The following is a 12,066-nucleotide window of genomic DNA, read 5'->3' as shown; positions in this document are numbered from 1 at the left end:
TTCATTGACCTTGTGAAGGCCATTTCTCTAGTTTTCTTGATGGGTTTTGGCCTTCTTTGACCTTGTGAAGGACTGGATGGTTCCTGAAAAGTTCTGAGAGTTAAGCTGTTCTGTTATGCTTTAGACCTTAGTCGTGAACCCGTTAAGAATTCCTACGCATTTTCTAGGTAAAAATAAACCTTACTTCTTTACTGATTTCCGATACTGTTCATTCAATTGTTTAACTTCATGAATGATTTGCTTCATTTCTTCCTTTGCCTCAGGGTATAGTGCACTCCAATGGTTGATTAATGCCGGCATCAACCTTAGCGATATGAGAGTACAACGCCCAAGCCTTCACTTTTTCCTTCGTTTCCGCGTTGCTTTCACCAACTAATAGTTCACTGTATTTTTCAAGCAAAGCTTCAAACTGCTCCGCAAATACTTTCTCCATCGTGACACCTTCCATCTTTACCTAAATGAGTACATGGACATGTTTTGCAGCGCTTACCTGCCGGGAGCTGATAGGAAAAGCAGCATGTTTTTCTAATTCTTACCTCTTCATCGCGTTCTTTCAAATACATCTTTTCAGTAAAGTATTTTTGCAGCGGGTTTAGGTTATAAGCACCAAATATTTGCCCTTCTGCTTCTAATATTAAATATCGAAAATCGTCCTTAGTGTTAGCATTGTCGCTATCATTCAGTTCACTTTCATATAGCCAAAATAAATATACAACAATATTTTCCCACAGAATCAACTTGGAAATACCGACTGTTTTTTCCAGATGAGAAATCATTGGGTAAATGTTATTTGCAAAAAGATCTTTTAGAACACTTTTGCGCCATTCTGGACGATTCTCATTCGAACCCAAGCTTTGCACTTCGGCATCCTTTAAAGAAAAGGAAGGAAGCCAATCTCTCCCTTGTTCGGATGGCTCCATTTTTACGTTATCCAACGATACATGAAGCTTTTTATTCAAAGCGGTCATCGCATAGAGCGACATCACCGCTAAAAAGGCATACCGTTTGATAAAAATCGATGCGGCAACTTTTTCTGTAGGGGCACCAATCGCAAGGGATAAATTTTTCAAAAAGTCCTTAAGGGACGATTCATCCAATAGATCAGCGAGACTAAATGAATGTTCCAAGCTGGTATTGAACCTGAATTTTTTTAATTGAATCCTTTCCTGTTCTGTCAGCATACTAGCCATTCATCGCCACCGCCTGATTAAGGATACATCTTCCTTTGCCATAAGGAATGCAAAGTGGTGTCCCAAATAGTGGGTCCATTGTCACCTCACAGTCCATGCCAAACACATTTTTGACAAGACTGCAGTTGATGACATGCTCTGGCTTCCCTTGGGCAAATACCTTCTTGTCCTTAATGGCAACCACATTATGAGCATAACGGCAGGCAAGATTGAGGTCGTGAAGCACCATGACAACGGTCCGCTTTTTCTTTTCATTTAATTCAAAAAGCAAATCGAGTATTTCAATTTGATGGGTCATATCTAGGTATGTGGTTGGCTCATCTAAAAGGATGATATCAGTGTCCTGGGCCAAGGTCATTGCAATCCATGCCCTCTGTCTTTGCCCGCCGGAGAGAGAATCCACCGTTCTCTCTTTTAATTCCTCCAAACGAGTAGCTTTCAGGGCATCATTAACCTTTTTCTCGTCTTCCTCGGACCATTGCTTTAACCACGATTGATGTGGATAGCGCCCTTGTTTGACGAGTTGGAGAACGGTTAACCCTTCCGGAGCAGTTGGTGATTGGGGCAAAATCGCCATCTTTTTTGCAATTTCCTTTGTTGAAAGTTTGGCAATCGCTTTTCCTTCGAGCAAAACGCCACCGGACTTCGGTTTTAGGAGGCGGGCGATGGAACGAAGGAGAGTGGATTTCCCACAGCCATTTCCCCCGATAAAAACAGTAATTTCACCCTTTGGAATTTTCAAATCCAACTCATTAATAATGAGCGTCTCTCCGTAGGAAAGGGATAAATTTTTCGTTTCAATCGCATTCATCATCTTGCCAGCTCCTTTTGCCATTTATCTAGACAGCAGGTGCGGAATTATGTTCACCTGCATTTTTCGTTTTATGCGTTTCTTGTTTTAAAAAGTAAGTAAATAAAGTATGGTGCACCGATCCCGGCAGTAAACACACCGGCAGGCACTTCTAACGGTGAAAACATCGTCCGGCCGATTAAATCAGCAACCATGACCAGGATGCCTCCCAGCAGTGCTGATGTCGGAAGCAGCGCCCCAAATGATGATCCCACTAGCCTTCTTGCCATATGTGGTGCCATTAAACCGACAAAGCCAATGCCACCTGCAAAAGCGACTGAACTGCCAATCAAGGCGGTGCTGATCATTAATAGTAGAAAACGTTGTTTTTGTACCTTGCCGCCTAAACCGGTGGCAACTTCATCGCCAAGCTCTTGAATATTAATCGTTCTTGCTGCCACGATGGCAATGATGAGAAAAATAACAGTCCACGGTACGAGCGTTGCTACGTTTTTCCAATTAGAACCATAAACCGTACCGGTAATCCAAATATTCGCTTGGCTCGCCTGATAAATTGGCCCCATGACCATCATTAATGTTGTTAATGCCTGCATCAAAGTTGAAATCCCGATACCAATCAACACGAGTCGAATCGGTGAAACACCATTTTTCCATGCAAGGAAGTACACTAAGAACGCCACAATCCCTGCTCCTAAAAAAGCAGCTAACGGTAACCAGGCGATGCTGACGGTTAAGGCATTATTTGAATCACTAAAGAAAGCTAAAAAACCAACAACAGCCACCGATGCGCCACCAGTAATCCCTAGAACATCCGGTGAGGCGAGCGGATTTCGAATCATTCCTTGTAATATCCCACCCGCTACAGCTAATGACATTCCAACCATTAAGGCGACGATAATTCTTGGCAGACGGAAGGATGTAATAATCAGCTTTTCCATCTCCGGGCCGCCGCCAAATAAAACTTTTACCACGGTGAGTGGGTTAATTTTCATATCTCCTATACCAGTACTAAGAACAAACACTATGAATGTGACAAGGATCAGGATGAAAAAAATAAATGCAGCTTTTCGATCGATTAAAAAGGATAGTTTGCCCTTAAAAAGACGGAAATTTTTATATTTGCTCATCGGCCATTAAACCCCCTTCTCGCAATGTAAATAAAGAATGGAGTTCCAATAATGGCAGTCATGACACCGACGGGTACTTCTGAAGGCATTAATATATATCTTGCAGCGATATCTGCTGCAAGTAACAAGATCGCACCAAGAACACCAGATAACGGAATGACCCAGCGATGATCAATCCCGATGACAGACCTTGTAATATGGGGAACGACAATCCCGACAAAGCCAATTGGCCCTGCCACTGCTACGGAACCCCCGGCTAATAAAATAACAATGATACCAATGGCGATTTTAACAAGACCGGTATTTAGCCCCAGTCCTTTCGCGACATCTTCCCCCATGGACAGGATATTCATTTTTCCTGCAATCAGAACGGCACCAACCCAGCCAAGCCCGATGAATGGTAAAACCGAAACGAGCGTCTCCAGCTTCCGGCCTTGAACAGACCCGGCAAGCCAAAACAGAACCTGCTCGAGTGCGGCTTCATCCACAACTAGTAGTCCTTGAGTGAATGAAGAAAACATCGCTCCTATTGCAGCACCAGCTAACGTAAGTTTCATCGGTGTTAAACCTTCTCTTCCGAAAGAACCAATTCCATAGACGCTGACGGCAGCGACTGCAGCTCCTAAGAAGGCAAGACCATTGAAGGCTTGTAAATCATTAACCGAAAATAAAGTTACAGCAGTTACAACTGCAAAACCTGCGCCAGCATTGATCCCGAAGATTCCAGGAGATGCAAGAGGATTTTTCGTCAAGGTCTGCATGAGTACCCCTGCAATTGCTAGGCTTGCCCCTACCGCCGACGCTATTAAGGCTCTGGGAAGTCTTACAGTTTGAATAATAATATGTTCGTTTGAGCCATTATAATGCGTAAAAGCATCGATTGCCGTCCGCCAGCTTGTATCTGTATAGCCAAAAATGATACTAGCACACATAAGCAGCAGCATGACTAATATCGCGATAATAAATCCGATCCATTTTAATGATGTATTTTTTAACAGCATGTGATTGAAACCCTTCTAACTTCTTTTAGTTCATTAAATGTAGTCTATCTCTAATTGATAACTATTGTCAATGAATTTGAGAATCATTTTCAACTATATCTATTACCGTTCACAAATATGTAAATGATTTTGAAAATCATTTTCAATTAATGATTGACAGCCTCCTTTACTTCATTTTATGATAAGAATGTCATTGAAAATGATTATCATTTACAAATATTAAGGAGGATACATACAAAATGAAAGCAATAAAAACTCTACTCTCTCTCTTCTCCATCATGGCAATTTTCTTATTAGCTGGTTGCGGCGGTACAGAGGAGAAAACAACTGACAAGAAAGAAGCGCCAAAAACAACGGAAGAAAAATCGTATACCGTTGAACATGCGATGGGATCTACAACTATTAAGGGTACCCCAAAAAGAGTCGTAATTCTTACGAACGAAGGAATTGAAGCACTTTTAGCAATGGGAGTCACTCCTGTCGGTGCGGTTAAACCTGCTGTAGGTGACACATGGTATGACCATATTGCCGATAAAATGAAAGACGTAAAAGTTGTTGGTATGGAAAGTGAAGTAAATGTGGAAGCGATCGCTGCCCTAAAACCTGATTTGATTATTGGCAATAAAATGCGTCAGGAAAAGATTTACGAACAATTAAGTGCGATTGCTCCAACCGTATTTGCAGAAACTCTTCGCGGCGACTGGAAGGAAAACTTCAATTTATATGCAAAAGCACTTAATAAGGTAGATAAAGGTAATGAAGTCATTCAAAAATATGAATCCCGTATTGCTGATATCAAAGAAAAGCTTGGCGACAAAAAGAATATGAAAGTCTCTATGGTCCGCTTTATGGGTGGCGAGGTTCGTATTTATCATAAGGATACATTCTCAGGTGTTATTTTAAATGACCTTGGCTTTGCCCGCCCCGAAAGTCAAAATGTGGATGATTTTGCTGAAAGAAATGTCACAAAAGAACGAATTCCAGCAATGGATGGAGACATCCTATTCTATTTCACTTACGATACTGGTGACGGCACAGGATCTGAATTGGAAAAAGAATGGATAAACGACCCTCTGTTCAAAAACCTTGAGGTAGCGAAGAAAGGTGAAGTTCACAAGGTGAGCGATACGATTTGGAATACTGCCGGCGGAGTACTGGCTGCAAACCTGATGCTTGATGATATTGAAAAGATCTTTTTGAAAAAATAAGATTTGTGATAAGGACCGCCTGCATGTCAGGTGGTCATTGTTAATTATTCCGCCAATTTGGTGTGTATTTCCGCCGATTGCCGGATTTATTCCGCGAGTTTGAAGCTTATTTCCGCGTACTTTCGAATTAATTCCGCCAATTTTTACATTTTTTCCGCCAACCCCATTCAAAATTACCTTTTTTATGATAATTTCTAACCATGGTTTCGTTTTTTTCATCAGCTGCTTCTCCTTGCCAAGGGATTCCGCTAACTTGAGCCAGATTTCCGCCAACTTGAGCCGGATTTCCGCCAAACTACGCTCGATTTCCGCCAACTTTTATATTAATTCCGCCAAACTACGCTTGATTTCCGCCAACTTTTGTATTAATTCCGCCAAACCAGTTTTCAAGCAACAAAAAAAGAGCGAACTGACCTCGCTCTTTGTACAATTTTATGCCGTTGTTGAAAACATGTATTTTTTATAATGGTAGCGAATTGAAAAAATTAACCCCATCGCAAGCATGTTTGCCATTAACGCGCTCCCGCCGTAACTGATAAACGGCAGCGGAATACCAGTGATCGGCAGGACTCCGATGGTCATTCCGATATTTTGGAAAACGTGGAAGGTAATCATGCTGATGACTCCAACGCAAATATACGTATAAAAATTATTCTTCGTTTCCATGCCAACTTTTGTAATATGGTAGATCAATAGGAAAAATAAACTGATTAATACACTCGCTCCAATAAAGCCATATTCTTCACCGACAACACTAAAAATAAAATCAGTTTGACTTTCAGGTAAATAGACTTCTCGATTACCGAACCCTTTGCCGCCTGTCTGCCCAGAACCGATCGCGAGCAAGGATTTCGTCAGCTGATAGGCATCAGTACCTTGGTAACTATAAGGATCTAGCCATGAATAAATTCGACGCAGCTGATATTCGCCAACCCCAAGATACTTTGACAAAATATCGGGGTGCCAAAGGACAAAATAAAAAACTGTTCCGATCAGGACAATCCCAGCAGAAAACATTGGCACAAGTATTTTCCATGAAATCCCCGAGATAAAAATCATTCCCATTAAAATGGCTAGAAAGACGAGTGCAGTCCCTAAGTCCTGCTTGATGATTAGCGCTAATGGAACCATCGTTACGATCCCCATCTTGATTAACAACCAAAAATCAGATTGCACGGACTTGACCGGATTTTTTTGGTGATGTTGATCGATGACCCATGCAAGAGCTAGGATAATAAAGACTTTGACAAACTCCGATGGCTGCAAAGAAATCCCTGGAAGCTTAATCCAGTTTTTCGCACCATTGATTACCGGGGCAATACTTTCCGGAGCAACAATTAGAAAGCAAAGTAGAAAAATACCAAACCCGTACGCATACCAGGTGAGCTTTTTTAATTGATCCGAATCGAGGGTTATGACGGCTGCAATAATCCCCGTGCCCACTACGTACCAAACAATTTGCTTGATTAAAAAGTTTTCCTTGTACTGCCCGCTAGCCTGCGCACTATAAATTGCTACACAGCTCGCTAAGAAAAGTAATATCAATATAAAAACAAGATTATAATCGAGTTTAGAAGTTGTATTGTTTTTTAAAGTCATTTTGGTTCCACCTTACTAAAAACTTGTACATTCCTTCATTATATTTTTAAAAACAATAAATCTCAACTTCTAACCTGCTAATGGTTTTATTTACATAAAGAAAACTCGCCGATTGGCGAGCCCCAAAGGGCGAAGACAGAGGCGTAGTTGTCCTTATGCCTGATAGGAAAGTTATACTTTCCTATCGGCTAAAAAAGGAAGTGTGTGCAGAGCAGTGGTTTACTTAATTCGTTACGTGAAATGTGTTTTTTTCATTACAATTGGATTTACTGATTGGTTTTGAGACGCTCCGCCCTTTTCCTTAGGAATAGATTCGCCTCACCTCACCTGCCATCCACTCCAAGTTATTCGGCACCTGTGGAATGCCGTATCCGATATAAAGCGGAGTTGTGACAAAACGAGAAACAATTTTCGCATAAATTTTATTGTCAATATGATGAAAAAACACATTATAGCTCGTCGCCTTGAACGGAAAATGGTTCAGGATATAGTGTACAGCCATCTGCATGTATTCCGAAAACTTCTCCTTATAACCAGAATCCTGCATCTCGACATTAAATTCATAAAAACCAACGCGCGGCTTTGTTGAGAGCGTAAACCGAACACCCTCAGCTTCCATAATAACGATTCCCTGGAACATTTCATGGAATACCTTCTCTTTATAGTCAATGTCATGTAAACCGACAATCTGCATATGGGGATGGGCAATTGTCCCACCAGACAATGGTCCATGGTTTTTGAAAAAAATGACCGATCGATATCTTCCAGTTTCCTCCATATCCAACCAATGTCGCAAGCCGAACCTAATCAATCTATGTAGATGGTCTTTTGAATAGGTTGATAAATCAGCATGGCAATTGTCTGTTTCAATCAACACGGTTTGATAGGTATTTTCCAATACAGGATATTTATTTTTCAAAAGAATAATTGGACCGTCCACTGCGATGAGGTCTGTTAGCTTGTCTCTTTCGCAAAACGGGCAGGCCTGTTCTTTGTTCCGAATACTTTCCGGCTTTTTGACACCGATAGACGTATTAAAATACAGATGTTTAGTTTCCAAACGTGTATCTCCTTTCAAAAAGACTATATTTCTATTTTATGGGAGAGGACGGATGGTTTGCACTTATTTTGATTAGCAACTGAAATTTTCATTGACCGTACTGGTAAAATAATCCCAAAATAGAGTTGAATTTCATTAAATGGCTGTTTCTTGCATATCATTTTAGTGTACTGGCTTATCATTATTTAAGAATGAGAGGGAGTTTATGTTAACAAAACTAGAAGCATTTATCCTCGGGATTATCCAAGGGTTAACGGAATTTTTACCGATTAGCAGTACGGGGCATCTTTATTTAGGAAGAAATTTATTTGGCTTACAGGAAGCCGGGCTTTTGCTCGATACGATGCTTCATGTCGGTACACTTCTTGCTGTCTTTGTTTTTTATAAGAATGAATTTATAAAAATTATTAAAAATCCTTTTAGCAAATTAACCTTTTTATTAATTGTAGGGACGATTCCAGCAGTCATTTTAGGACTTGCCTTTAAAGATTATATTGATGAAATCTCGAAGACAGGGGTTACCATCGGCTGGGAGTTTTTAATTACGGGGATTTTTCTGTGGCTCGCTGATTCAGCCAAAAATGGCTATAAGAAAATGGACGATATCAGCTATAAGGATGCATTCATCATTGGTACCTTTCAGGCGGTTGCCATTATGCCTGCGATTTCTCGGTCCGGAATGACCATTGTTGCTGCTTTATGGCGAAAGTTAGACCGTGAAACGGCAGCATACTTTTCCTTCCTCTTATCAACACCAGCGATTGCAGGGGCGATTGTCCTGCAAACAAAGGATTTGATCGGCGGTCAAGGGGAGGAAATCTCTTTATCTGCCTTGCTTGTCGGTATCGTTGCCTCTGCCCTCTTCGGTTATATCGCTGTTAGATGGATGATAGGTTATTTGAAGAACCATTCTTTAAAACCGTTTGCTATATACGTTTGGGCACTAGGATTACTCGTGCTACTTTTCCAATTCACAGGAAAATTTTAACCAAATTTGGTCATGCAAGACGATTTGCAAATAAATGAATTAGTTTTGCAAATAAACTCATCAGTTTCGCAAATAAAAAATTTTTTTTGTAAATAAAAGAGCAATTATGGCAAAATTGAATACTAAAAAGCGACTCACACATCGAGTCGCTCTCTTTTTTATTGTGCAACAGTTTGTTTTGCCATTTCTCTTGCTGCATCTGCTGCTTGTTCTTTCGCTTTTGCCATAATTTCCGGCACCTTTTTTGGAAAATGATCCATTCCCTCTGCAACGACCGTATCAAAGATCTCGAATCCTAGGAATTTAAATACCTTCTGTAAATAACGGTCGCCCATTTCAAATTCAAACATAGGGCCGCTTGAATAAATGCCGCCGCGGGTTTGAATGTGGATGGCTTTTCTTCCGGTAAGCAGCCCTTTTGGTCCTGATTCTGTATTGGTAAATGTTTTTTCTGCAATAAATAAGTTATCAATGAACTTTTTCAAAATTGATGGAGCGCCGAGATTCCAAATTGGTGTGACAAACACATAATAATCAGCAGCGATAAAACTGTCAGCAAGCGCATGCATTTTTTCAAGCTTTGTCCGCTCTACTTCCGATAACTGCTCTTTCGTATAACCCATGAACGATAATTTTGCCCTGGCGTACAAAAGATCCATATCAATATCAGGGATATCCATATTATATAAGTGCCAGCGCTCAATTTCGACATTCGGTTGTGCCTTTTGAAACTCTTCTAAAAAAACTTCCCCGATTTGCATCCCTTTTGATAGTTTAATGTCATTCTTCGGATTTGCAGTAATATACAAAAGTTTTGACATGAACATCCCTTCCCTTTAGCCACAATTTTTTTCTTCAATTACTATACTACAACAAACTTCTTTGCTCACCATTGAACAATAAGTGAAATTTATGAAATAAATGTGAATTCATTAGAAAAGCGGAGGCGTCCGATCAGTGACGTATGGACTAGAGCACCCTGACTGAGATAAAGGAAAATCTAAAAGATTAAGCGACTTGAACAGGCGCTTAATCTAGACAAAATTGAAAACGCTAGTGATTCTATGTTGACTTATGTAGGGAGTAGCTTGATGTACACTTTCCAACGCAGGACCTAGACACTATTCAAAGTTTAAAGCTTATTACTTATTTATTTTCTTGAACAATTCGTGACAATTCTAAACAAAACTCAACGAAACTCAACAAAACTTAACAAAAGTCACATTTAGTATGATATTCTTTTTATAAAATAAAACTGGAAAAAGGAGGGTGACTAATGGACGAAAAGGCGTATACTCCCGATGAGGTGGCACAAATCTTTCAAATCTCAAAACATACCGTTTATGAGCTGATTAAAAGAGGCGAGCTGCAGGCCTTTAAAATCGGAAATAAAATGAGAATTGAACATGCCGAGCTGGAAAGATTTAAGGAGAATATGAAAGCTCCTGCAAAGAAACCTTCAGTGGAACAAACGAGCCCTGTAAGCAATACAAACATGCCAATCCTGCTTTCCGGCAGCCATGACTTTCTTGTCGAACATTTTGCCAAACAAGCAGCACAGGCGTTACATTTGCAAATTCAGCCTTCCTTCATCGGCAGTTTAGAAGGTCTAATGATGCTTTATCGAGGTCAATGTGATATTGCAGCTATTCATCTTTTAGATCCGACATCGCATGAGTATAATCTGCCATTTATCCATCAGCTGTTTGTCTACGAATCTATCTTGGTTGTAAGATTGGCCGTAAGAGAGCAAGGCTTTATTGTCGCAAAAGGCAATTCAAAAAGTATTCTAGATTTTTCTGACCTCACGAGAAAAGATGTTCAATTTATTAACCGCCAAAAAGGGTCAGGGACAAGATTTTTACTAGATTCAAAGCTTTCAAGCTATGGTATTGCCCCTAGTAAAATTAATGGATACGGCAATGAAGAATGGAACCATTTGTCAGCAGCTTCTTACATTGCGAGAGGCATTGCCGATGTTACTTTTGGCATTCATTCTGCAGCCAGCCATTTAGGGCTAGATTTCGTACCGGTAGCGAAAGAACAGTTTGACCTTGTTTTCCGCTTTACCGATGAGAACAAACAAAGCTTAACGGAATTAATTCATTACTTACAGTCTGATCTCTTCAAAAACAGCCTAATTGATTTAGAAGGCTATTCTATTCAAGATTTAGGAAAAATCATCTATCAAACAAGTCAAACGGAGGAACTCGTATGAAAAAAAATCGCTTTTTAATCGCATTATTTGCTCTGATGCTGCTAGTTTTATCAGCTTGCGGAAACTCTGACACAAAAGACACTGCTGCAAAAGAGAAAAAGCCGGCACCGAAACCAGCGCCAACAGAAATGATTCTCGCTACGACAACAAGTACACAGGACAGCGGATTATTGGATGTAATAGTCCCAATGTTCGAAAAGGAAAATAACGTAAAAGTCAAAACGATTGCAGTTGGTACAGGCCAGGCATTAGAAATGGGTACAAGAGGGGAAGCCGATGTCCTTCTTGTTCATGCTCCGGCAGCTGAAAAAGCAGTTGTTGATGCAGGTGACGCGATTAACTACAAACGTGTTATGTATAATGACTTTATTTTAGTAGGACCTAAGGACAATCCAGCAGGGGTAAGCGGAAATGACATCAAAGCAGCTTTCAAAACATTGGCTGATACGAAGTCTACTTTCGTTTCACGCGGAGACGACTCTGGTACACATAAAAAAGAACTTGGCATTTGGACTGCTGATAACATTCAACCTGCTGGCGATTGGTATGTATCAACTGGCCAAGGAATGGGACAAACCTTACAAGTTGCTGCAGAGAAAAAAGGCTATGTTTTAACAGACCGTGCTACATGGCTAGCGCAAGAAAAGAATTTGAATACATTAAAAATCGTCGTTGAAGGCGGAAATGATTTAATGAATATCTATCACGTAATGCAAGTAAATCCTGAAAAACATGACAAGATTAATAGTAAAGACGCAGAAAAATTTGTAAACTTTATGGTAGATAGCAAAACTCAAGACGTCATCGAGAACTTCGGTAAGAAAGAATACGGACAATCCTTATTCTTTAAGTACACAGAATAAT

11 protein-coding genes and 1 pseudogene are annotated in these 12,066 nt (G+C 40.2%); 4 read left to right on the top strand and 8 right to left on the bottom strand.

What is annotated here, in order from left to right:
- Positions 1–180 precede the first annotated feature (180 nt).
- The 5 genes and pseudogenes from V7150_RS04925 to V7150_RS04905 all read right to left on the bottom strand — a co-directional run bounded on the left by V7150_RS04925 (position 181) and on the right by V7150_RS04905 (position 4,129).
- A pseudogene (locus tag V7150_RS04925) lies at positions 181–433 on the bottom strand (DUF2573 family protein).
- Complete coding sequence (fhuF, locus tag V7150_RS04920) at positions 405–1,190, bottom strand: siderophore-iron reductase FhuF (protein ID WP_335514270.1); 786 nt, start codon at positions 1,188–1,190, stop codon at positions 405–407. The pseudogene V7150_RS04925 and the gene fhuF overlap by 29 nt, the downstream one beginning before the upstream one ends.
- Positions 1,183–2,001, bottom strand: a complete 819-nt coding sequence (locus tag V7150_RS04915) for an ABC transporter ATP-binding protein (RefSeq protein WP_335514393.1) — start codon at positions 1,999–2,001, stop codon at positions 1,183–1,185. Before V7150_RS04915 ends, fhuF begins: the two co-directional genes overlap by 8 nt.
- Before the next feature lie 71 nt (positions 2,002–2,072).
- Positions 2,073–3,128 (bottom strand): FecCD family ABC transporter permease, encoded by a 1,056-nt coding sequence (locus V7150_RS04910; RefSeq protein ID WP_335514267.1) that lies wholly within the window; start codon positions 3,126–3,128, stop codon positions 2,073–2,075.
- Positions 3,125–4,129 (bottom strand): FecCD family ABC transporter permease, encoded by a 1,005-nt coding sequence (locus V7150_RS04905; RefSeq protein ID WP_335514263.1) that lies wholly within the window; start codon positions 4,127–4,129, stop codon positions 3,125–3,127. The genes V7150_RS04910 and V7150_RS04905 overlap by 4 nt, the downstream gene beginning before the upstream one ends.
- A 239-nt stretch (positions 4,130–4,368) precedes the next feature.
- On the opposite strand from V7150_RS04905, the gene V7150_RS04900 reads away from it, so the two are divergent.
- Entirely contained in the window at positions 4,369–5,337 is a 969-nt protein-coding gene (locus V7150_RS04900; RefSeq protein ID WP_335514261.1) for an ABC transporter substrate-binding protein, read from the top strand.
- A 432-nt stretch (positions 5,338–5,769) separates the two neighbouring features.
- Here the strand turns inward: V7150_RS04900 and V7150_RS04895 are convergent, their stop codons facing one another.
- Both V7150_RS04895 and V7150_RS04890 read right to left on the bottom strand, forming a co-directional pair.
- Positions 5,770–6,936: an FtsW/RodA/SpoVE family cell cycle protein gene (locus tag V7150_RS04895; RefSeq protein ID WP_335514258.1), complete on the bottom strand. Its 1,167-nt coding sequence runs from the start codon at positions 6,934–6,936 to the stop codon at positions 5,770–5,772.
- Positions 6,937–7,237: 301 nt separating this feature from the next.
- Positions 7,238–7,996 carry a DUF4931 domain-containing protein gene (locus V7150_RS04890; protein WP_335514255.1) on the bottom strand — a complete coding sequence of 253 codons (759 nt, stop codon included), beginning with the start codon at positions 7,994–7,996 and terminating at the stop codon, positions 7,238–7,240.
- Between the two features lie 205 nt (positions 7,997–8,201).
- Between V7150_RS04890 and V7150_RS04885 the strand changes: the two genes are divergently transcribed.
- A complete protein-coding gene (locus tag V7150_RS04885) occupies positions 8,202–8,984 on the top strand; it encodes an undecaprenyl-diphosphate phosphatase (protein ID WP_335514253.1) in 783 nt (260 codons plus the stop codon).
- A gap of 158 nt (positions 8,985–9,142) precedes the next feature.
- Here V7150_RS04885 and V7150_RS04880 read toward each other — a convergent pair whose 3' ends face one another.
- The gene (locus tag V7150_RS04880; RefSeq protein ID WP_335514250.1) at positions 9,143–9,805 is read right to left on the bottom strand and encodes an FMN-dependent NADH-azoreductase; all 663 of its coding nucleotides are present in this window, start codon (positions 9,803–9,805) and stop codon (positions 9,143–9,145) included.
- Positions 9,806–10,260: 455 nt separating this feature from the next.
- Between V7150_RS04880 and V7150_RS04875 the strand changes: the two genes are divergently transcribed.
- Entirely contained in the window at positions 10,261–11,202 is a 942-nt protein-coding gene (locus tag V7150_RS04875) for a helix-turn-helix transcriptional regulator (RefSeq protein ID WP_335514248.1), read from the top strand.
- Positions 11,199–12,065 (top strand): substrate-binding domain-containing protein, encoded by an 867-nt coding sequence (locus V7150_RS04870; protein ID WP_335514245.1) that lies wholly within the window; start codon positions 11,199–11,201, stop codon positions 12,063–12,065. Before V7150_RS04875 ends, V7150_RS04870 begins: the two co-directional genes overlap by 4 nt.
- The last annotated feature ends 1 nt before the right edge of the window (position 12,066 follow it).

The organism is Neobacillus drentensis (genome assembly GCF_036965245.1).
Classification (GTDB): Bacteria; Bacillota; Bacilli; order Bacillales; family Cytobacillaceae; genus Neobacillus; species Neobacillus drentensis_G.
Note: the sequence above shows the minus strand (reverse complement) of the source record. Positions and strands in the feature narration are given on the sequence as shown.